18 protein-coding genes and 1 pseudogene are annotated in these 22,823 nt (G+C 50.3%); 11 read left to right on the forward strand and 8 right to left on the reverse strand.

All coding sequences use genetic code 11. The features are described 5' to 3' along the window. Positions 1-131 precede the first annotated feature (131 nt). Positions 132-791 (reverse strand): epoxyqueuosine reductase QueH, encoded by a 660-nt coding sequence (locus UC15_RS15425; protein WP_112289258.1) that lies wholly within the window; start codon positions 789-791, stop codon positions 132-134. Positions 792-978: 187 nt separating this feature from the next. On the opposite strand from UC15_RS15425, the gene UC15_RS15430 reads away from it, so the two are divergent. From UC15_RS15430 to dsrB, 6 genes are all read left to right on the forward strand, one after another. Further along, on the forward strand, positions 979-1,989 hold the full coding sequence (locus UC15_RS15430; protein ID WP_112289259.1) for an AI-2E family transporter: 1,011 nt from the start codon (positions 979-981) through the stop codon (positions 1,987-1,989). 206 nt (positions 1,990-2,195) lie between these two features. After that, positions 2,196-3,257 (forward strand): NAD(P)-dependent alcohol dehydrogenase, encoded by a 1,062-nt coding sequence (locus tag UC15_RS15435; protein WP_112289260.1) that lies wholly within the window; start codon positions 2,196-2,198, stop codon positions 3,255-3,257. A 247-nt stretch (positions 3,258-3,504) separates the two neighbouring features. Next, entirely contained in the window at positions 3,505-3,843 is a 339-nt protein-coding gene (locus UC15_RS15440) for a hypothetical protein (protein WP_112289261.1), read from the forward strand. A 149-nt stretch (positions 3,844-3,992) separates the two neighbouring features. Then, positions 3,993-4,868, forward strand: a complete 876-nt coding sequence (locus tag UC15_RS15445; RefSeq protein WP_112289262.1) for an ion transporter — start codon at positions 3,993-3,995, stop codon at positions 4,866-4,868. A gap of 298 nt (positions 4,869-5,166) precedes the next feature. Beyond that, the gene (gene cspE / locus UC15_RS15450; RefSeq protein WP_013575246.1) at positions 5,167-5,376 is read left to right on the forward strand and encodes a transcription antiterminator/RNA stability regulator CspE; all 210 of its coding nucleotides are present in this window, start codon (positions 5,167-5,169) and stop codon (positions 5,374-5,376) included. Positions 5,377-5,808: 432 nt separating this feature from the next. Next, entirely contained in the window at positions 5,809-6,006 is a 198-nt protein-coding gene (gene dsrB, locus UC15_RS15455) for a protein DsrB (protein ID WP_112289263.1), read from the forward strand. Between the two features lie 99 nt (positions 6,007-6,105). Here the strand turns inward: dsrB and UC15_RS15460 are convergent, their stop codons facing one another. From UC15_RS15460 to UC15_RS15480, 5 genes are all read right to left on the reverse strand, one after another. Continuing rightward, on the reverse strand, positions 6,106-7,806 hold the full coding sequence (locus UC15_RS15460) for a methyl-accepting chemotaxis protein (RefSeq protein WP_112289264.1): 1,701 nt from the start codon (positions 7,804-7,806) through the stop codon (positions 6,106-6,108). A gap of 241 nt (positions 7,807-8,047) precedes the next feature. Next, a complete protein-coding gene (gene rcsA, locus UC15_RS15465; protein ID WP_112289265.1) occupies positions 8,048-8,662 on the reverse strand; it encodes a transcriptional regulator RcsA in 615 nt (204 codons plus the stop codon). A gap of 390 nt (positions 8,663-9,052) precedes the next feature. After that, positions 9,053-10,243: a glycoside hydrolase family 88 protein gene (locus UC15_RS15470; protein WP_112289266.1), complete on the reverse strand. Its 1,191-nt coding sequence runs from the start codon at positions 10,241-10,243 to the stop codon at positions 9,053-9,055. Between the two features lie 59 nt (positions 10,244-10,302). Continuing rightward, positions 10,303-11,586 carry an oligosaccharide MFS transporter gene (locus UC15_RS15475; RefSeq protein ID WP_112289267.1) on the reverse strand — a complete coding sequence of 428 codons (1,284 nt, stop codon included), beginning with the start codon at positions 11,584-11,586 and terminating at the stop codon, positions 10,303-10,305. A 27-nt stretch (positions 11,587-11,613) separates the two neighbouring features. Next, complete coding sequence (locus UC15_RS15480) at positions 11,614-13,452, reverse strand: DUF2264 domain-containing protein (protein ID WP_112289268.1); 1,839 nt, start codon at positions 13,450-13,452, stop codon at positions 11,614-11,616. 265 nt (positions 13,453-13,717) lie between these two features. Between UC15_RS15480 and UC15_RS15485 the strand changes: the two genes are divergently transcribed. Next, on the forward strand, positions 13,718-14,569 hold the full coding sequence (locus tag UC15_RS15485; protein ID WP_112289269.1) for an AraC family transcriptional regulator: 852 nt from the start codon (positions 13,718-13,720) through the stop codon (positions 14,567-14,569). Between the two features lie 5 nt (positions 14,570-14,574). Here the strand turns inward: UC15_RS15485 and UC15_RS15490 are convergent, their stop codons facing one another. Further along, on the reverse strand, positions 14,575-15,963 hold the full coding sequence (locus UC15_RS15490) for a CoA transferase (protein WP_112289270.1): 1,389 nt from the start codon (positions 15,961-15,963) through the stop codon (positions 14,575-14,577). 397 nt (positions 15,964-16,360) lie between these two features. Between UC15_RS15490 and UC15_RS15495 the strand changes: the two genes are divergently transcribed. Continuing rightward, a complete protein-coding gene (locus UC15_RS15495) occupies positions 16,361-18,019 on the forward strand; it encodes a glucan biosynthesis protein D (RefSeq protein ID WP_112289271.1) in 1,659 nt (552 codons plus the stop codon). Between the two features lie 286 nt (positions 18,020-18,305). Here UC15_RS15495 and UC15_RS15500 read toward each other — a convergent pair whose 3' ends face one another. Next, positions 18,306-18,488 carry a hypothetical protein gene (locus UC15_RS15500; protein WP_112289272.1) on the reverse strand — a complete coding sequence of 61 codons (183 nt, stop codon included), beginning with the start codon at positions 18,486-18,488 and terminating at the stop codon, positions 18,306-18,308. Between the two features lie 392 nt (positions 18,489-18,880). On the opposite strand from UC15_RS15500, the gene UC15_RS15505 reads away from it, so the two are divergent. The 3 genes and pseudogenes from UC15_RS15505 to UC15_RS26035 all read left to right on the forward strand — a co-directional run bounded on the left by UC15_RS15505 (position 18,881) and on the right by UC15_RS26035 (position 22,795). Next, complete coding sequence (locus tag UC15_RS15505; protein ID WP_112289273.1) at positions 18,881-19,978, forward strand: glycerol dehydrogenase; 1,098 nt, start codon at positions 18,881-18,883, stop codon at positions 19,976-19,978. Between the two features lie 309 nt (positions 19,979-20,287). Then, positions 20,288-22,063 (forward strand): annotated as a pseudogene (locus UC15_RS26030) (type VI secretion system Vgr family protein); the annotation flags it as partial. Positions 22,064-22,129: 66 nt separating this feature from the next. Then, positions 22,130-22,795 (forward strand): DUF2345 domain-containing protein, encoded by a 666-nt coding sequence (locus UC15_RS26035; protein WP_255563952.1) that lies wholly within the window; start codon positions 22,130-22,132, stop codon positions 22,793-22,795. The last annotated feature ends 28 nt before the right edge of the window (positions 22,796-22,823 follow it).

Genomic DNA, 22,823 nt, shown 5'->3' on the forward strand with positions numbered 1-22,823 from the left:
TAATCCTGCAATATAAATAACTGACCGCAGATTTTTATCTGGTGTATCTGACAGGTGAGGGGAGAAATAGCAGAATAATAAACCCGGCGCTCAGGCCGGGTTTGCAGGGCAGAGAGGAAAGTGAAAAGCGGTTATTCATCGTCCTCGTCGCCGTAATATTTCACGCCGAGTTTGATCAGTCCGCGCCCCTGCGATTTACGGTGTAAGTTGCTGTCGCGTAAGGAGTAAACGCATCCGCAGTATTCCTGCTGATAAAAACGTTCGCGCTTGCTTATTTCAATCATTCGCGCTGAACCGCCTTTTTTACGCCAGTTATAATCCCAGTACACCATGCCCGGATAAGGCGCGGCTGCACGTTCGCCGCAGCCGGTAATTTGTTTCATATCTTTCCAGCGCGAAATACCCAGACAACTGGTAATGGCACTGAAACCATTTTCCCAGGCATAAAGTGCCGTGCGTTCAAAGCGCATATCAAAACACGTGGTGCAGCGCTCGCCGCGCTCAGGTGCATTTTCCATTCCTTTAGCGCGCTCAAACCAATTATCGGTGTCGTAATCTGCATCAATAAATGGAATGCCATGCTGCTCAGCGAAACGCATATTTTCTTCTTTGCGCAGCATATATTCTTTCTGCGGGTGAATATTCGGGTTGTAGAAATAAATTGTATAATCGATACCCGACGCCTGAATGGCCTCCATCACTTCACCTGAACAGGGCGCACAGCAGGAGTGCAGCAGCAATTTATCGTGACCTTCAGGGAGTGTGAGCTTTTCGCGGATGAGTTCAGACATTGTTATTCACCAGAATGTAGGATTTTCTTTATCTATTAATACCCTCCGATCATAGAGAACCCAGCGTGACTGTCAAAATTTTCTTGCGGGTTTACGCTTGCGTAGAAGGGCGGTGTATTGTTCAGTGCTATGATAAGGATGATTGCAGGGCGCAGCCCGCTACACAGAGATTTTAAGGAAACAGGTAATGCAGATTATGAGATCGAATCAAATTCGCTGGCTCAGTGTGTTGATTGTGATGGGCGGGCTGTTACTGATTCTTCCTCTTCATTTACTGGCATGTTTTATTGCCGGTTTTTTAGTGTTTGAACTCATCAACGCCCTGACGCCGTACTTTCAGAAAATCATCAGCGGAGAACGTGCCCGCTGGGTTGTGGTCGCGGTTATCGGTACGCTGGTCGTCAGTTTCCTGACGGTGGCGATTGCCGGTATTGCCGATTTTCTGATGGAAGATATGAAAAATCCGGTGGCCTTTAATGCCATGGTGTCGCGTTTGCTTTCCGACGCACAGAGCCGTCTGTCGCCGGTATTGCTGCATTATCTGCCCGCCAATATTGAAGAGTTACAGCGCAGTTTCCTGCAATGGTTACGCGAGCATATTGTGATGATTCAGGCTTTCGGCAAGAACGCGGCACATGTGTTTCTGACGATGATTATCGGCATGATCCTCGGCGCGATTATTTCGCTTCAGCAACCGAATCACGGTGAACATCACGCGCCGCTGAAAAAGGAACTGTTGCAGCGGATGCGTTTGCTGGGCGAAGCCTTCCGCAATATTGTGTTTGCTCAGTTCCAGATTTCGCTGATCAACACCGTTTTGTCCGGTATTTTCCTGTTCGGGATTTTACCGCTGTTCGGCATTCATCTGCCGCTGGCGAAAACGCTGGTGGTGGTGACGTTCGTGTGCGGATTGCTACCGGTGATCGGTAATCTTATTTCTAACACGCTGATTTTCATCGTCGGTCTTTCCCTTTCATTGTGGGTCGGCGCGCTGGTTCTGGCGTATCTGATCATCATTCACAAGGTGGAATACTTCCTGAATGCGCGTATTGTCGGCAGCCGTATTAAGGCGAAGTCCTGGGAAGTTCTGCTGGCTATGCTGGTCTTTGAAGCTGCGTTTGGTATCCCCGGCGTCGTGGCCGCACCTATCTATTACGCGTATATGAAAAGCGAACTGAAAGAAGCGGGTCTGATTTAATCCTTTCTGAAAACATGGCGCTTTGCCTGCAGGGCGCCACTGTTTAGTCACTGTACAATCCTTTCAAAAAATCCTGAAAAAAACAGATTCAGGCAAGCAATAGCGAGAATCGTTATATCTGTTTGTCATCTAAAACCCGCATAATTTCCTGGTGCCTGCAGTTCGTGCGGGCATGAAGTATTCCGTTTGCCTACCAGGAGAAAAAAATGACGCTTAACGTTCGTGGTTTCGCTGCACATTCAGCGGATGCGCCTCTCGCGCCTCATAACTTTGTTCGCCGTGACCCGCGTGATACCGACGTTGTGATCGACATTCTTTACTGTGGCGTGTGTCACTCAGACATCCACCAGGCTCGTAACGAATGGCATCAGAGCATTTATCCGATGGTTCCGGGCCATGAAATTATCGGTCGCGTTAAACACATTGGCGCGAAAGTAAAAGGCTTCAATGTCGGCGATACCGTCGGTGTCGGTTGTATGGTCGATTCTTGTCAGCACTGTGAGTCCTGCGCAGAAAGCCTGGAACAGTACTGTGAAGAAGGCGCTACCATGACCTATAACAGCCTTGATCGTCATGACAACATGATGACTTATGGCGGTTATTCTGAAGAAATCGTTGTTTCAGAAAAATTCGTACTGCGCGTTTCTGAAAAGCTGGATATCAAATCTGCCGCACCGCTGCTGTGTGCCGGTATCACCACTTACTCTCCGCTTAAGCACTGGAAAGTGGGTAAAGGCCATAAAGTCGCGGTTGTTGGTTTAGGGGGTTTAGGTCACATGGGCCTGAAATTCGCTAAAGCGCTGGGTGCGGATGTGACGTTATTCACCCGTTCTAAAGGCAAAGAGCAGGAAGCTTACCGTCTGGGCGCTGACCACGTAGTGTTGTCTACCGACGCAGAACAAATGGCCGCAGTGAAAAGTCACTTCGACTTTATTCTGGACACGGTACCGAACCCGCACGACCTGAATCCGTACCTGGAAACCCTCAAGCGTGATGGTACGCATATTCTGGTTGGCCTGATCGAGCCAATCGAACCTGCGCTGCACAGCGGTAAACTGGTCATGGGCCGCAAAACCGTTGCCGGCTCCCTGATCGGCGGTATCGCGGAAACTCAGGAAATGCTGGATTTCTGTGCTGAGCATGACATTTCCTGCGATGTGGAAATGATCGACATGCAGGATATCAACGGCGCTTACGAACGTATGCTGAAAAGCGATGTGAAATACCGCTTTGTTGTTGATATGGCTTCACTGAAAAACGCCGGTTAACCCTTATTGCGCATCGAAACGCGTGGATTGCGCATTGGATAGCGTGTATTGCACGCTGAATAGCCTTTATTACGCGTTGAATAGCAATATTGGTTAAATAGCGACCTAATGCGTCTGTCCTGAATATTGAGTTAAATCAGCAGGGCAGGCGCATTGTGGCGAAATTTACTCTTTACACGTTTCTGTGACTTCTCGGCTTGAAAGCGCGGTGGTATCCTGCTGCCTTTCGCCGGGCGAAGGAAAACCAGTGGCTAAGAGTTTTGATGAACTCATCAGAGACATGGATCTGATGATTGAACATGTGGACAGGCTGAAAGACCTGCCGCCACGTGCAGCGCAACCAACCGCTGCGGACAAACCTGCGTACGATTCTTTCGGTGAGATTTTCGCCCTGAAGGCCGTGATGCGGGCTTTTATTTCTTCTGTCGATACGATTGTTAAAGTGCAGATTGCGAAGAAAGTCGAACAGGATATTGGCCATCTGGAGAATACCGTGCGGTCAATTGGCGGTGGCAGTGCTGACGCGGAAGACGTCGCGCAAATTACGGCTTATGTCCGTAATGCAGTTTCAGAGCTCATGGATTAATCCAGCACGCGACATTCGTGCTGTAAAACGCCGGTCACCGGGTCTTTTAAAGACAATATGTGACCGGCTTTTTTTTGGACTTTCTCACCCATAGGCGCGGCGTCTAAAAGCGTCTATTCTTGCCTTAACTCCTTTTGCCGGTGTCGTTTATGTCTCAGGATTACCGCTATTTCGCGTCAGCACGACGCAGATGTTATGCCCTTTTATTTGATCACCGCACACGCAGCGGTCGCCGCATGGAAACGTTCTGGATTGTTATCTCGATGCTGAGCGTTCTTTCTTTGTTCATTGAGTCGAGCGCCAGCGATCTCTTCCCCAATTCGCCGAAGATATTGTTACAGCTTGGCCTGATGGAAGTGGTGTTCACCGCCGTGTTTACGGTGGAGTACTTGCTGCGGTTGATTTCCTCACCACGAAAAACTCGCTACCCGTTGAGCTTTTTTGGGATTGTCGACCTTTGTACTGTGTTGCCGATGTATATCATCTGGTTGATACCGTCGCTCACGTTGTCAACGAATCTGATGGTGCTGGTACGTCTGCTGAGAGTCCTGCGGGTACTTCGGGTGCTCAAATTGCTGCGCTATATGAGTGATGCCGGGATCTTGTGGCGCAGCCTGATGCGTGCGCGACGTAAGCTGGGCATCTTCTTCGGCTTTGTGGCGATCATCTTGTGTTTATTTGGCGGACTGATGTTTGCGGTAGAAGGGGGGAATGACGGGTTTAGCTCACTGGGGACCTCAGTTTACTGGGCGGTCGTCACGCTCACCACGGTCGGTTACGGTGATATCACGCCGCATACCGCGCTGGGGCGAATGCTGGCGTCGGTGCTTATTCTGCTTGGCTATTCCATCATTGCCGTTCCTACCGGGATTTTGACCGCTTATATGTCACAAGAGCTGGAAAAAGGACGTGCGGCGCGTTCTTGTCAGATTTGTCTGCATTCAAGACATGAAATTGATGCAAAATTTTGTGCGCATTGCGGAGCGGTTCTTGAAGCTGATACTTCCCAACCTGTTGAAAAATAGCCTGATAACTGCTCAATGATTGTACTATCTGGTACGTATTTCGACTATTTTTGGGGTTTACCTCACCATTGCATTAAAAAGAGTTGCTATTAAAGGGCAGTCATGAGTAAATACATACCGGCCTGTGGTACAGACCTATTTATGCACGACATCCTGAGTAAAGTTGTTCCAATTTAAAGCGTTATCCATGATAACCCTGCTCTGACGAATTTCCTTCTTAGTGCCTCCATAAGTAACGACTGAAATCCGGCTATAACATGCCCATGGTGGCGAAATTTATTTTTAAAAGGTAATTCCTATGTCAATGATGAAAGGTCAGGTTAAGTGGTTTAACGAGTCTAAAGGCTTTGGCTTCATCACTCCTGCTGACGGCAGCAAAGATGTGTTCGTACACTTCTCCGCTATCCAGGATCAAGGTTTCAAGACCCTGGCTGAAGGCCAGAACGTACAGTTCACTATCGAGAACGGTGCTAAAGGTCCGTCTGCGGCTAACGTTACCGCTATCTAATCTTGCTTTACCGCTGTTTCAGCGATAAACGTAAAGATAACAAAAACCCGCATGCGCGGGTTTTTTTACGTCTGTAGTTTGTCGATCTGGCTTATGGATCCTGTGTCAGGATGTCATTTGCAGATGCAGAAGGCGGAGTTTGCTCTGCAATACTGCTTTACCGGAAGGTGCTGGCAAAAGAATAAAAAAAGCCCGCATAGTGGCGGGCAAAAATATTTCTTATGACATTCATTGTTGTACTCCCTCGGGGGTGAGCACGCTGTCAGTATAGTGGATATCAAAGTCAGGATTCTGGCCGCAATATGTTAAGGAAATGCAAATTAGTGCCGCAGGGTTATTTTCTGCTTTTCAGGCTAACTTTCCCCTCGCCACCTGCTTTTGTGTGACGGTCTGTACTACAATAAACATAATTGAAAACCATGGGATAACCTGATGAAAGTTAATGATCTTGTGACAGTGAAAACCGACGGCGGGCCGCGCCGTCCGGGTAAAGTATTAGCCGTTGAAGAGTTTTACGAAGGCATCATGTATCTGGTGTCGCTGGAAGATTATCCGGCAGGCATCTGGTTCTTCAATGAAGGTGACAGCAAAGACGGCACATTCGTCGAACCGCGCGAAGGCACCGAATAGTCTTCGCCTGCAAACAGGCTGTAGGCATAAAAAAACACCGGGGCAAATGCCGCCGGTGTTTTTGTTTCAAAGGCTGTCTTTTAAAGCAATGTTGCGGGATCAGAACGTTTCCCAGTTAGGCTGTTCGCTGGCCTGTTTGGATGAACGCGAGTCCGGGGCGGAAAGGGTGCGAACCGGTGGCTGGCGCTTTGCCGGAGCACGTTGAGTGGTGCCCTCAAGACGAAATACCGCGACGGCCTGAGTCAGACGCGCAGCCTGTTCTTCCAGCGATGCCGCCGCCGCAGAGGCTTCCTGCACCAGTGAGGCGTTTTGTTGAGTGACGCCGTCCATTTCCGACACGGCCAGACTGACCTGACTGATCCCGCGGCTTTGCTCGTCAGAGGCGGAAGCGATTTCACCCATGATATTCGTAACGTGACCGACGGCGGTGACGATTTCAGACATTGTATCGCCTGCGTCGCCGACCAGAATGCAGCCTTCGCCCACGTAATCGACCGATTCCTCAATCAGCGTTTCAATTTCTTTCGCGGCCTGCGCACTTCTTTGCGCCAGATTGCGCACTTCGCTGGCGACAACGGCAAAGCCACGGCCCTGTTCGCCCGCCCGCGCGGCTTCCACCGCGGCATTCAGCGCCAGAATATTGGTCTGGAAGGCAATACTGTTAATCACGTTGGTGATTTCAGCAATTTTGGATGAGCTGCGCGAAATTTTATCCATCGTCGTCACCACATCTTCCACAATGCTGCCGCCTTTTTGCGCTTTTCGCGAAGCATCAGCGGCCAGTTTGCTGGCGTGATGGGCATTTTCCGAGTTCTGTTTCACGGTCGCGGTCAGTTGTTCCATGCTGGCGGCGGTTTCTTCCAGCGCAGCGGCCTGTTGCTCGGTGCGGGAGGAAAGATCGGTATTACCGGAAGCGATTTCCGTTGAACCCTGATAAATCGACACGGCACCTTCACGCACGGTCAGCACCGTGGACGCCAGAGAGTGTTGCATCTGCTCAACATTGCTGCTCAGCACCCCGATTTCATTGCGGCCATTGCTCTGACCTGGTTGAGTCAGGTCGCCTTCGGAGATTTTCTGAATACGCGTCACCAGACGGTTAAGCGGATTAATGATCACTTTGCGCATCACCAGATAGGTGATGAAGGTCAGGACCAGCGCCAGCAGGAAGCTGCCAGCCATCAGCGTATAACCGAGAACGGCGTTACGCTGGGCTTTGTCATTAATGGCGTTGGCGGTTTCGGTGCGATAGGCGATGGCAGCCAGTAACGGTATGTTGTTGGCCAGATCGAGGTTGCGCACGGTTTCGGCTTCCTGAGAAATGACTTCTTCAAAATGCGCCTGTTTGGCTGATTCCAGCATCGGTGCCATGCCTTTGGTCAGATAATCGTTGTAAGCTTTTTTCAGCGGCTCATCGAGCGCCAGATCCTTTTCTGTTTTATTCGGGCGATTGATATAGCTCTCAAAAGAAGACTGCGATTGTTTAATCCGGCTGGCGGCGTCAGTCAGGTTCTGATTAAACACATCCTGATCGCCGACGCGGGCAGCAGCAGCAGCCTGGATCAGTAACAAACGCGCCGTGCGCAGATGGTTAGAACTGTTAGAAAGCGCCAGACGAATTTGCAGTTCCTGCGTGGCATTCGCGAGTGCGGCATTGCTTTGCTTAAGAAAGAAGCTGGATGTACCGATGGAAACGGCGAAAAGAAACAGGATCCCGGTGAGGATCAGGCTAATCAGGGTAATCAGTCGAATATTGCTGATGAAAGACGTTCTGGAATCTGAAAGGGTAGGAGTATCCATATTATTTTATTCCGCTCTGTTGATCCTGCATACCGTCGGTTCCGGACGGTAAGTAACAGCGATGTAGACATTGCCAGCGGGCAAGTCCTGCCGTGACGAAAAGAAAGCGCCAATAAGATTTATCGGCATTTGAGCGGAGGTATTCAGTTTATATTTGTGGCGCAGATCGCATTTTTGCAGATTTATCGCGTTCGCTACAGGCTACGTCAAGACACAGCCTGTAGCGGGGACCGGAGAGAGGCTAATTCACGTATATTCCGTTGGTGAGTTGGTCACACAAACGAACAACGTGATAAATAATATGTTTATTCGGTGACTTTATTTTCCGCTTAATATTTCCTTTATATGAAGACACCGTTTTTGTTTTGATTTGCAACTTATCGGATATTTCAATCGTTCCGTTACCTGACATCCACATTCTTAACGTGGCGGATTCTGAACGGCTGAGCATCACCGGTCTGATATCCAGCGCCGCACAACTGGCCGGATCCTGTGCCTGCGGCAGTGAGGGATGATTCAGTAACTGACGGAGCGTTGCTGCCTTAATTGATTTCGAGGTGATAATCACGTTCTTTCGAACAAAAATATATTCTTCAAAATGAATACGCGTACGCGACATGAAGATAAAAAATAACGTTTCAGGGCAGTCAGTAATCAGTTCACCCAGCCGCTCTTTGTTATGCGACTGAGACAACATGCAATCCTCATTAATAAACACCACAGAGGGTTTGAGTCTGACGCATCCGGCCTGAAGCTGGTCAAAACTGCTGGCGTAACTGATTTCCTGTTCGCTGGTGAGTAATTGTTGCAAGCCCAGACGGGTATACCGGCATGGATCCAAGATTATCGTTTGCATAGTAAGTCCTCGTAGGACGTCCTTGTTCTGCATAATGATTGGATTCTTTGGTGTCAGCACAAAGCGCAAAGAATGCGCGCTGACTCTACTTTTTGCATGAAAGTTGACCGGTTGGAAGTGTTATTTTTTGTTGTTAACGGACAGGGAGGTTTTTGATTAATTTGGTTTATGTCAGAATTAACTTTGTAACTGAACAAAAAAAGGAAACTAATTCGGATTATTCTTAATGGATGTAAGGACATAGAAGAAAGGCTTAATAACAGGCGTGTTACAGTAACACTCTGTAACACTTCGCAGGGAGATGATGATGCTGCTTATGCTTAAAAACAATTCACGAATGAAAAATGGCAACAAAAGCGGACGCAGCGTGTCAGCGCTGCGTCACTGTGATTACCAGTAGGATTGCCAGCACTGCGTCAGGCGCGTCAGGGCTTCAACATAAAAATAATCGCCCCAGCTGCAACACTCATCCACGCCTTTACCGCTCGCCATGTGATACACAGAATGCTTAAGCAGTCCGTCACAATCTTCCTGCTCACCGGTCAGATAATTCTCAGTCAGTGAATCCATGATGCGAAGCGCCATTTCCTCATAACAAGCGCGTTTGTCGTCCGTGGCGGGCAGGGTCGTTGCCAGACTCAGCAGGCCGCACACCGCAATGGCAGCGGCTGAACTGTCGCGAACGGCATCGGTGCCCAGCAGCGCCAAATCCCAGTGACACACATCATCTTCCGGCAGACGGTTAAGGAAATAATGTGCCAGGCAGCGTGACAGCTCGACCTGTTCTTCATCACCGGTATAACGGTAGCTGAGCAGGAATCCGTAAATGCCCCAGGCCTGACCGCGAGACCAGCAGGAATCATCGGCATAACCCTGATGAGTGTTGCCAAAACGCGGCTCACCGGTCACGGTATCCATGTAATACGTGTGATACGTCGACGCGTCCGGTCGCACAATATACTTCGCAGCCTGCTCCGCATGGGCTCGCGCCGCGTCTGCAAAGCGAGGTTCACCGGTTTGTTCACTTGCCCAGTACAGCAATGGCAGGTTCATATTGCAGTCAATAATCATGCGTCCAGCCTGTTCCGGATCCTTTAAATCCCCCCATGCCTGAATGATTTTTGCTTTGCTATTGAAACGCTCCATCAGGGCTTCGGCCGCCAGCAGGGCAAATCCGCGTGCCTGACGATTGCCCGTCAGTTTAAAGGCGCTGACGCAGGACAAACTGTAGAGAAATCCGAGATCGTGCGTGGCGGTATCAATGCGGTTAGCGATGCGGTTACCAAATGACGTCACCTGTTTTTCTGCCGCCAGCCGGTAACGGTCGTCGCCGGTCATCTCATACGCCAGCCACAGCTGTCCGGTCCAAAAACTGGTGGTCCATTCCACATTTTCCGTCAGTTTGTAGTGGCCGTTTTCGCAGGTTTCTGCCGGAAACTTATCGCCAAATTTATCCAGATTGCGGGAAATTTTACTGAGCACCACCTGGCGTGCCCGTTGTAATTTTTGCGCGAAAGCAATTCTGTCCAGCTGGTTCAGTTCAACGGGCAGTAACTTTTCTTTCGTGATGTTGAGCGTCATAACGTCTCCCTTTTGCAGAGCAATAAGTGTCTTAGAATCAATGGATGGATTTCTGTCGGTCATTTCAGCGGCGCGAGTTCGCCGTTGTTTTCGGCAGGTTCTGCCGGGGCTGGCGCGCCGGAACGCAGGCTGTGACAGGCAGATAGCGTGAAAGCAGAAATCAGCGTGAAGCACAGTGCAATGCCGCCCATCACCAGATACGTGTGTTCGAAACCAATGCGGTCATAGAAGTAACCGGCAGGCGGGGCGACCACGATTGAGCCAACATAAATCATTGCCTGATAACCCAGCAGATACATGGTGGCGTTGACGCGTTTGCTGAAATGCTCAGCGATATATTTGAATACCGATACCAGCAGCAGGGCGATTTCCAGCCCGTAGAACGGTTTGATAATCGAGATAAGCAGCGGGTCGCTGGTCAGTCCGGAAGCGATCAGACGAATTCCCACCACTGCGCCCACCAGCAGCAGGCCTTTCTTGGCACCGAAATAGTTCACCAGGAAAGGGATCACCATCATCATCAGGAATTCCAGACCGGACTGCACGGTGCTCAGATATCCGTACCAGGCATTGCCTTGCTCTTTGGTGTCGAAGAAGGTGACAAAATAGCGTGAGAACTGCTGTTCAGCGACAAACATCATCCACGCCACGCCCGCGACATACATTGAGAACATCCAGAATTTGCGGTTTTTGAGCAGCAAAATAACGTCGCTGAACACGATTTTTTGCGCAGAAATCACGTCGTTATTTTTGAGTTCTTCATCACCAATTTTCAGCGACAGCAGAACCGCTAACATCACCAGCGACGTGGCGCTGCTCAGACCGAAGTTCCAGGCCGGAGAAAGATTAAACAGTAAGCCGGAAAACGAGGCCGCCAGCGCCCAGCCGAGCGAGCCCCACATACGTACCTGACCGAATTCCATGTGGTACAGGCGACTGAAGCGGTCGGCGTAAGATTCAGAAGCCGCCACACCGGCGTACCAGCCAAGGCTCAGATACAGCGCACCGGCGATAATCCCAAGCATCAGATGGCTTTCCAGCAGGGGCTGATAAACGTAAATAAAGAACGGCGCCATCAGCGCGGAAACCAGCACGACAAAATAGAGCAGGGATTTGCTCATGCCGATTTTGTCCATGATGTAGCCATAAACCGGCTTCATGATCACCGCGAATACGCCGTTGATAGCAAACACCGTGCCGATACTGACGCTGTCCAGACCGGCCTTTTGGCCGAGCCACAGGGCATACAGCCCGAAGCTTGAAGACCAGGTGAAGAAATACAGGAATATAAAGCTGCTCATTTTATAGTAAGCCGTTTTACTGGCAGTTTTTATCGCTTTCATAGTGACTCCTGAAACGGACTCTGACGGTTAACCTAACGTTATCTGGCCGCTGTGGCCGGGAGACTGCCAGCGCAGTTGCGCGCCCTCCAGACTGACTTCCGGCACATCTTTGTTGCTGATATCATCGGTTGCCGACGCACATACGGCGGTGATCAGCCAGTGTGAACCCGCGGGAAGGCTGTTTTGCAGCACCGGAATGACCGCGGTTTCGGCAAACATAATGCTGCTGTTCGGCGGGGTGACCACCGTAACGGCTTCCCGCACAGCCTGACTTTCCAGACTGACAATCCGGGTGATGCCGTTACGTGCTGTGACCGTTATCGCGCGGCGATCGCCGGTGAATTCAGCGTGCGTGGAAGGCTCCTGAATGACTGCAAAACCGCCTTCGGCTGTATCAAGCGGACGCTGATTTTCGATGTGATGTACGCGCAGATGCCAGTCTCCGCAAGGAATAAGCCAGGTGCGGACGCAAACGTCATGCCACGGCAGCCAGCGGGAATAAATCATCGAGCCGGTGATGCGGGTTTCGGCACAGTCGCGACGTCCGCGAAAATACCCGTCGCCTTCAGAGAACATCAGCATCGAATCACAACCGGCGTGATTCAGCCCGTAACGGCCACGATCCAGTGTGAAACCAAACTGGCTGGAATAGGCGAATTTGGTGTACTTGGCTTCGGTATTCACAAAGTTATTCAGCTCAAGCTGTCCGGAGGTGAGCATCACCACATGCTCACCTTCGGCATCGCGGGTCAGGATCTGACTGGCATGAGGAATGCAGTGAGCGCGGGATAGTTCCGGCAGTGGCGCTTCATCGGCCTGCCAGAACGCATCGTCCTGCGGCAGGGCCAGCACCAGAAACAGCTTGCACGCCCAGTAAGGGGAACCCGGCGCGTTATAGTCTTCGGCCATCACCAGATTTGGTGTGTGATAACCAATACTGAGCACGCCGTCACGGTCAAAAATAGGCTCTTTCAGCCAGTGCCGCAGATGACGCAAGATCACACCTTTGATGATGCCCGGTGTGAAAACGTCCAGTTTGCTGTACGCGGCGGCGCTCCAGAAAGCCGCTTCGGCGAAGCGATAGGTCAGGCTGCGGCCGAAAGGCACGGCCGCACCCTCTGCGGAGAACATGGTGATGAAATCCTGAGCGAAACGCTGCGCACGTTCACGAAGCATGGCGGCACGCGGCGCATCCACATCCGCCATATTTTGTGCGTAAAGCAGTCCGTAATAATGAAACGCCATTGAAATGTAGTAATCACGCGGACGGCCCGGACCATCGGAATACCAGCCATCGCCAAGATAATAACTTTCCATCAATTCAAAACGGGCGCCTGCGGCAGCCGGATCCCAGGGCAGACCGCTCTGCTTAAAGCCCATCTGCACCATGATCGGGAAGAAATTCCAGTTGTTATTGGGAATGGTCGCATCACGCCCCTGATCCAGCCACGCCGCCAGGTTCTGCTGTTCCTGCGGGGTGAAATGTTGCAAGAGTTGCTTATTAAGGAGCGTCAGCCCGACACCGAAGGCGGCCATTTCTACGCATCGCTGATCGAAATCGCGGATATTCCCCCAGTATTGAGGATGCTGCGGGTCGGTACCCAGGCGAATGGCATTCAGGTAGAACGGCAGATCTGCACATTCGCCGCCACCGGCCAGCAGCGGGAAAATCCCCCACAGCATGCGCGACAGCGCCTCCATTTTGGCAACCTCTTTACCGTAATGCGTGGTGGAGTTTCCCAAATCAATGCCGCTTTTACCTTCTTCTGTATACGGCGACACCGCCGAGAGAAGTTCATTAAGCAGTTGCTGCACATCGTCGCGGGTACGCAACGGGTTATCAATATTCACAATATTCAGGGTCATCAAAGTTCTCCCGGTGACTGAATGGGAACCAGAAAATAAAGTTTTATTAATTTGAAATATTATTTCAATTCTCTGCGTCGAGACTGAAATATAGAGGAGTGAGAAGTGCTGATTGTTAACTGCTTCACAGAATGGCGTGATTTTTAAAATTGTGTTTATTAAATGGCGGGTAAAAGGGCTTAAATTATAAAAAACAGACTGAAAATTGTGTTTTGTTGTCCTGAAGAAAAAAGACGCAAAAATACACTGCGAGGAAATGACCCGAATGCCCGCATCTGATTATCTCGAACGTATTGCCCTTAACGAACGTCAGGTTTCTTTTAACCGGATGAGCCGCGGCAGCGCCAATTATTTTCACTGGCATCAGTGCCTGGAATTACTTTTTGTTAGTCAGGGCTACGGCATTGTGATTGTCGATAATCAGCAATACACGCTACGGCCGGGCCGGATGTTTGTCTTCCCGCCATTCAAACTGCATAAAGTTTTTGTGGAAGCGGACGAGAAGAACGCGTATCTGCGCACCACAATTCATCTCGATCATCAGTTGCTGGATGGCTGTCTGCAATCATTCCCGCAGCGCCGCAGGCGATTCGCCAGTCTTTGGGATGCCGACCGTGCCGCGCCGATTTTTGATCTGAGCGATCATGCCAGCCATATCGAAGTGATCCTCGAACAGTTTAATCAGTTGCCCGAATCGCAGGCGGATCAATGGGAAGAAATCGCCATGCTTATCCTGCAACTGATGGTGTTTATGCCTGCGGAGGACGGGCAGCCGAAAACCATCAGCCGCACGACGGCCTCGAAAGTGATGCAATGGATCGAAGAAAATTACGTGCAGAAGTTTTCACTGGCAGACCTTTCGGCTGCGCTGGGTCTTTCAGAAAGCTATATATCACGGGTATTCGGGCAGGAAACGGGCGGCTCTATTCAGGATTATCTCGCCACGCGGCGGGTAAAACGCGCCTGTGAACTGCTGCGCTCAACCGACCGTTCGGTTGAAGAGATCGGGCTGCAATGCGGCTTTTCTGACGCGCCGTATTTTATCACCCGTTTTAAGAAAATGATCGGCAAAACGCCGCTGCAATATCGCAAGGCGGCGTTTTCATTATTACCGTGAAATCCTCACATTGACTGCCAGCCAGCGGGGGAGGAACCGAGCGGTGAAGCCGGTAAACCCCATTGCAGCGACGTGTTTTCCAGCCAGACTGGCGCAAGCAAACGCCGGGCATTACCCCAGACGGTGATTTCCGCCTCCGTTGAGAAGTCGGCTTGTTCTGCGGATCCAATCAGCGGTTCGTCGCTGGCGGCGGATGCGCCATTTTCCATCAGTTCCCGGGCTGTACGTGCCAGCGACAGGCGGAATTCACTGCCCTGACTGGTCTCCACCCGTTGGGTTAAACCTTGCAAAACGGCTGCGGCCATCAGATAACCTGTGGTGTGATCAAGCGCCTGAACCGGCAGAGGCACCGGTCTATTGCTCCCCGACAGCTTCATTCCCTGTTCCGCAATGCCACAACTCATCTGCACAAGACTGTCGAAGCCGCGGCGCTCGCGCCACGGGCCACTCCAGCCATAGGCGTTCAGACAGACATCCACCAGACCCGGCGCAATAGCACGACGCTGCTCGCTGCCATAGCCGAGTTTGTGCAGCGCACCGGCACGGTAGCCATGAACAATCACATCTGCGTCACGTAATAATTCTTCGAACCGGTGCCGGTCCTGCGGGTTATGCAAATTGAGCCGCGCACAATGTTTACCCAAAGTGACATCGGCTTCCTGACTGGTTTCATCCCAGCCGAAGGGATCGATACGCAACACATCGGCACCCAGTCCGGCCAGAAAACGTGTGGCGACCGGCCCGGCGATGATCCGCGTCAGATCCAGAACCTTAATGCCTGTCAGCGGTTTTTCACGGGACAATGCCCACTGCGGCAGTATGGCTGCCGGTGTTAAAGAGCGCTGAAACAACGGCTCATTGTGCAGGGATTTTCCCTGAATATGCTGCTGCCATTGGTCCGGGCTGAGCATCTGCGCGGCGCATCCTCCCGCCTGCACCACGGCCTGTTCCAGTTCAGCCTTTTTCCACATAATGACACGCTGTGCCAGTGCTTCGCGGCTTCGTGCTTTTCCGAGCAGCGTTTCCACCACTTTGCGGTGCGCAGGCGCATTGGTATGCAAACGGATCCAGCCATCTGCTGTCGCGTAGTCACCCGCCAGACTGTCCCAGGCGGGTGGAATTTCCCAGCCTTCTGGCCTGATGCTGGTTTTACACCAAAGCGACGCCAGCCGCCGGTCGACGGTCACGGTTTCATGTCCGCCATGCCTGAGCGCCAGTAACCGCGACAGCGCCATTCCGGCTAATGCCAATGATGCGGTAATAAGCGGGGTGACAGGATAATAAGACGGCAGATTTCCTGCGCCGTTAATATGAAGCGAACAGGGAAGTGAAATCTCGCCGGTGAGCTGAGTGTACAGCGCCCGAGCCTTCTTCTGAATAAGTTCATCTGACATGCGTTAACTCCGCTGTGAGGAATTTTGGCTTTACAAATTTATAACATCTATAAGACAGTGTGGGAAATTAATGAGTGACACTGTCACATAAAAGGTTTTAACTTTGCGGTAACAGAATGCTCCTAAAGTCCTCTGCGGTTATCTCCCTTAAACAGGGTATTCTTTACGGCTCAATCCCTTGTTTCCAAAAACCCTCTCAGCCCTTGCCATACGGGGGATGAGCGCAGTCATAAGCGCTAACTTTTTCAAGCGAAATATTAGCTGAATGCATTCAATTTCTTGTACTCGGCTTGTGAATTTTACGTTAGCCTTAGGGTCGAAAATTCTGAATACGCGGGGACTGCGTTTTTGTGACGAAGCCCCAGATTTTTTGCCCAGCACAGGAAACGATTCTGGCATGGAACGAAGAGCATTTATTAAAGCATCTATGGCACTCGCCGCCTGGTGTGGTGTGCCGGCAATGTCCACACTGTTCACCCGTTCCGCAGAAGCGGCAGAGGCGAATGTGGCAGACGGCGGCGAATTGCCGTTTGATTTCAATGCGCTGAAAAAAATGGCGAAAGATTTGGCGGACAAGCCTTACGGGGGCGCGCCTCAACCCTTGCCTAAAACGCTGGCTGAACTAACGCCGCAGGCTTACAACGCCATTCAGTACGATCATGCGCATTCACTGTGGAATGGTCTGCCGGACCGCCAGCTGGATGTGGAGTTATTCCACGTCGGCATGGGCTTTAAGCGCCGTGTGCGCATGTATTCCGTGGATCCGGTGAAACATATGGCGCGTGAGATTCATTTCCGCCCTGAACTGTTCAACTATCACGATGCAGGTGTGGATACAAAGCAGCTTGAAGGCTTCTCAAACCTCGGATTCGCCGGTTTTAAAGTCAACAAAGCGCCGGAACTGACGCGTCGCGACGTGGTGTCTTTCCTCGGCGCCAGTTATTTCCGTGCGGTGGATGATACCTACCAGTACGGCCTGTCAGCGCGCGGTGTGGCGGTGGATACCTTCACGGATCAGCCGGAGGAATTCCCGGATTTTACTGCATTCTGGTTTGATACCCCGAAACCCGGCGATACGACGTTCACCGTTTATGCGCTGCTGGACGGCATGAGCATCACGGGGGCCTATAAATTCGTGATCCACTGCGAACCGACCCGCGTGGTGATGGAAATCGAAAACCACCTGCATGCCCGCGAGGACATCAAACAGCTGGGTATTTCTCCGATGACCAGTATGTTCAGCTGTGGCACCAGTGAACGCGGGCGTTGCGATACGATCCATCCGCAAATTCACGACTCAGATCGACTGGAAATGTGGACTGGCAACGGCGAATGGATCTGTCGTCCGCTGAATAACCCGCAGAGTTTGCAGTTCAACGCATTCAGCGATAACAGCCCGAAAGGGTTTGGTTTGTTGCAGCTAGACCATGATTTCGACAATTATCAGGATGTCATTGGCTGGTATAACAAACGCCCGAGTTTGTGGGTCGAACCGGTCGGAGACTGGGGGAAGGGCGCGGTTAACCTGATGGAAATCCCGACGACCGGCGAAACGCTGGATAACGTGGTGTGCTTCTGGCAGCCGGAAAAACCGGTGAAATCTGGCGCTGAGTTCAGCTTCAGCTACAAACTGTACTGGAGTTCTGAGCCGCCGCACCGCAGCCCGCTGGCCAATGTGCTGGCGACCCGTACCGGTATGGGCGGTTTCCCGGAAGGCTGGGCTCCTGGAGAAAACTATCCGCAGGTCTGGGCGCGCCGTTTTGCCATCGATTTCGTTGGCGGCGAGCTGAAAGCGTTTGCCGATAAAGGCATCGAGCCAGTCATCAACGTCTCTCACGGGAAAATCAAAAATATCGAGATTCTGTATGTGCAGCCGTTCGACGGTTATCGCATTCTGTTCGACTGGTATCCGGACAGCGATTCTGTCGCACCGGTTGAGCTGCGTATGTTCCTGCGTAACGGACAGACTGCCTTGTCAGAAACCTGGCTATATCAGTATTTCCCGCCCGCGCCGGAAAAACGCAAGTACATTGACGATCGTAAAATGACGAAATAGTCCCCGTCATCCTTCAGGCCGCAGGTGCGTTGGCTGCATTCGCTCACCCTAATTACTGACTTTAGTCAGCTCATCGGGATTCGTTCGTTTGCCGCCTTTCTGCAACTTGAATGATTTGGAGGAGATGTGACTGATAAGAATACAAAAAGCCCCGATAATTCGAGGCTTTTGCTTTTCTACATTATTATTTTTTGCAGGTGAACCAGACACAGGCTCTTGCGAAATGCTTTAACGGGTAAAGCAAGGGTAACGCACGGTACTCAACTGATGAAAGCCAGGATGGCAATCAAAACGCCTTCACCAGCATTCCGTTCTGCGGCTGTTGCTGAGGATTTCTCAGCGCAGCATCGAAAGATTTTTCGACTTCTTTCAACTGCTGTAAAAATTCATTTGGCGAAAAATCGTGTGGTTTGCTGCTCATATAGGCAAGCGCCAGTTCTTTGGCATTGTAGCGCTGAAAGTTATACATGCTGTTCCCTTATTAATGTTCGAAATATTAATGGAATGGCTAACAGCGAGCTGGCTAATGACCACTGCTTACGACGTGCTGCCAATGAAGTGAATAATACGTGACTGGCTGATAAGCGGAAGTCGCTTTTATTGATGTATTCAATAGATGAAAGCTAACAATCGACGGAATGAATTTTGTGAGGAAATCATGCCGGTTTATATAATCATTTTGGGGTATTACTTGATCGGAAAATTATTTGCCGCAATATCTTAAACATCCTCATTATTTGAAAATTTTCTTTGCGAGTCATGCTGTTAATGTGAATTAAAAGGGTTGGGCTTCCTGCCGCGCTGCGTTACCCTCGGGGTAGTTATTCACGTAAGCATTATCAACGAAAAGAGGTTTTTATCATGAGTAAATTTATCTTCTCTTCGCCAAGGAAATACGTTCAGGGCTGCGGTGTTCTGGATGAATTAGGGGATTATCTGCCTGCTCTGGGCGGAAAATCATTCCTGATAGCTGATGATGTCGTTTGGGGAATTATCGGTGATCGCGTTAACGCGTCACTGAAAAAAGCCGACGTTGAATTCCATTATGAACGCTTTAACGGAGAAGCCTCGGCCAACGAAATTACCCGTCTTGCCGCCATCGCCCGCGATGCGGGAACTAAGGTAGTGGTTGGCCTCGGCGGCGGTAAAACGCTCGATACCGTAAAAGCTATTGCCGATGAACTGAAGCAAAATGTGGTGATTGTGCCGACCGTGGCTTCCACTGATGCGCCGTGCAGCGCACTTTCCGTTATCTATTCGGATGAAGGTGTTTTCGAATCTTATCGCTTCTACAACAAAAATCCGGATCTGGTACTGGTTGATACCCATGTCTGCGCACAGGCGCCGGTACGCCTGTTTGCTTCCGGTATTGCCGACGGTCTGGCGACGTTTGTTGAGGCGCAGGCTGTGCTGCGTTCACATTCTCATTCCATGGTGGGCGGCGACCCGACAATTGCCGGTATGGCGATAGCAGAAGCGTGCGAGAAAACGCTGCTGACTTACGGCTACAGCGCCTATACCGCGGTTGAGCAGAAACTGGTGACACCGGCGGTAGAAGCGGTCGTGGAAGCCAACACACTGCTTTCCGGTCTGGGCTTTGAAAATGCCGGTCTGGCGGGCGCACATGCCATCCACAACGGTTTTACCGCAATTTCAGGTGATATTCACCATCTGACCCATGGCGAAAAAGTGGCGTACGGTACGCTGACGCAAATGGTACTGGAACAGCGTCCTGACGAAGAAATCGCGAAATACGTGCGCTTCTACCGCGCCATCAAAATGCCAACCACGTTGAAAGAAATGCATCTGGAAAACGAATCGTTCGCCAATCTGGTGAAAGTCGGTGCGCTGGCAGGCGGCGAGGGCGATACGCTGGGTAACCTGAACCACACTCTTTCTGCCGAAGACGTAGCGAACGCTATTCTGGCGGTAGATGCATTCAGTAAATCTGTGAAGTAATGTGTTTTGCTCCCTCTGCAAAGGGGGAGCATTAACAGTCAACCAAACACCGCGTTATATAAATTCCACTTTTTCAGATGACCGGCATAATAGTTGTATTTCTCATCCTGATTATTCTGAGGGGAATTTTTATTTCTCTGCCTCTGAATGTATTTGTAATTGGCTGCATGAATTGTTTTGGTTTGTTTATATTAATTTCTTATGCAACTGTCTGATTTTTTATTGATAAATGCTATTTCATTATTAACTCTTTGTTTGTGGAGCTGAAAAGGATAAGAATGCCTGACCTTTAATTCAGGAAAAACAAAAATGAATAATGAATTCCAGAATGCAGAGTCATTGAACCGGTATTTGTTATACTTTGAACTTAACGAGAGTATTAATGCTGATGTATTATCTTTTACTGCGACCGAATACCTGAGTAAACCCTATAGATACATAATTAAATTCACCTGTCAGGATATGAGTGTGCCTGTAGAACAAGTGCTTAACTCGCCCGCATCTTTCCTTTTTCGCGCTCCCAATATTCATGCATTTCTTGATTCTGACCCGAAGTGGCTGGAGATGAAACAAGTCAATGGGATAATTACGTCATTCTCACGGATTGATTCGTCATCAGATGAAGCTTTGTATGAATGTGTTTTAGAAAACGAATTAGCGCTTCTTGATAGAACCCGAAAGTCTGCGGTCTATCTCGACATCACCGTTCCTGAGCTGGTGAAAAAAGTGATGCTGGAACACAAACAGATTCAGAGCTACAAAATTGACGTTGATAAGCTCCAGTCCACTTAACCTTCACGCGCAATGGTCATTCAGTGGCAGGAAACTGACCTGCAGTTTATTATGCGATTGTTATCGGAGGTTGGGATTTGGTTTCATTTTGAAAATCACCCCAAAATAACGACAGAAACCCTGACTGTATTCAGTGACAGCGGTACGGGGTATCAGTTTTCTGACAAAAAAATACCCTTTGTCAGAAACTCTGGTATGACAAACGAGAAGGAATACGTTACAGAACTCAGGGAATTCTATAACGTCGTATCTGATATCGTTAAAACCCGTAATTATAATTACCGTGACCCGTCTTCCCCTCAGGCTGATAAGTCTGTTTACGTTCACGATATTTCAGAAAATATCCGGGCCGGGCTGGATTATCACTATGGCGATAATCAACTTACTCCCGGCGATCACTATGGCGTTGAGGGCGAATCAGCTTCATTTTATGCTCGTGTGCGCCACGAATATTTATTGAATCGTCAAAGTATTTTTACCGCAGTGACCAATGACCCGCAGGTTTCACCTGGTGTAATGTTCTCTGTCACTGGGAATGTCCCTGAGGGATTTAAGCGGGGTTTTGTCGTCTGTAAGATTAAAATCAGCGGCAGTCGTGCAGAACATTTTACGTCGACACTGAGCGGCATTCCTTACAGTGAGGTGTATTGTTTTCGCCCTGAACGTCTTTCCCGTCCGGTCATTTCCGGCACTGTGCCTGCGAGGGTATCAGCCAAAACACGTAATGCCCTCTATGCAGAAACGGATGCGCAAGGCCGTTACATTGTTAAATTCGATTTTGATCCCGATGAAAAAAAGAAAGGTTACGAAAGTGCTTTTGTCAGACTTGGCAGACTTTATGCTGGCGATACCTTCGGTTTTCATTTCCCCTTACTGGATAATACCGAAGTCGCGGTTGCCTTTGAGCTGGGCGATCCGGACAGGCCGTTCATTTCCCACGTTCTCCATGATGGTGCAAACCCTGATCTGGTCACCATTAAAAATGACACGCGCAACATAATCCGCACTGCTTCTTTCAACAAGATAAGACTTGAAGATAAACGCGGGCAGGAGCATATCAAACTCTCCACCGAGTACGGCAAAACGCAACTCAATAGCGGTCATCTGGTCGATGCCGAACGTAAAAAGCGCGGGGAGGGTTTTGAGTTACGCACCGACGAATGGGGGACGATACGTTCCGCTAAAGGGCTGATGCTCACCACGGAGCCACAGCCACGGGCTCAGGGAAAACAGCTCGATATGGCGGCAGCCATCAGCGCATTGCAAAGCGCTTTGGCGCTTGCACAGACACTACAGCAATCCGCGACTACATCTGGTGCTGGCGCAGTTGATACCGGTACACAGCAGCAACTGAGCAAGGTGCTTGATCAGCTCACGTCACCCTCACTTCTGGCCTATGCAGGCCACGGACAGGCATTTATTACCCCGTCCTCGCTTCAGCTTTCAGCAGGCGATGATCTGATTGCCACTGCCGGCAGCAATGCCAGCCTGAACATCGTTAAAAAATTCTCGTTAGCCGTAGGCGAAAAGCTGTCTTTGTTTGCTCAGAAACTGGGGATTCAGATGATTGCCTCCGCGGGCAATGTCGAAGCTCAGGCACAGCGTGGCGAAATGCATTTACTGTCACAGCAGGATTTCACGCTGTCATCCACGGACGGCAAGATGACCATCAGTGCGAAAAAAGGCATCCAGCTTTCCTGCGGTGGCGGCGGGATCCGTATTAATGCCGATGGCTCCGTTGAAATATTCTCTCCGAGCGGTATTGAACTGAAAGGACCCAATCTGGCTTTCATGGGGCCGGAAAGCGTGACGACGACAGCACCTGCTTTTGAAAAAGGTACCTTCAGGCGGCGATTCAAACTCCATTCTTCTGATGACCCTGACCAGCCTATTTCTAATCAAAAATTTCGCCTAACCGGTTCAGACGGAACGGTTACCGAGGGGATGACGGATGGAGAAGGACATTCATCCCTGCTTGATGCTGATGATATTAAAACGTTCAAAATGGAGTTTTTAAATGACTGAGCAGAAGGGCAGCCCTTACCAACCTCGC

Origin of the sequence: Rahnella sp. AN3-3W3 (genome assembly GCF_003263545.1) — a bacterium.
Lineage (GTDB): Bacteria > Pseudomonadota > Gammaproteobacteria > Enterobacterales > Enterobacteriaceae > Rahnella > Rahnella variigena.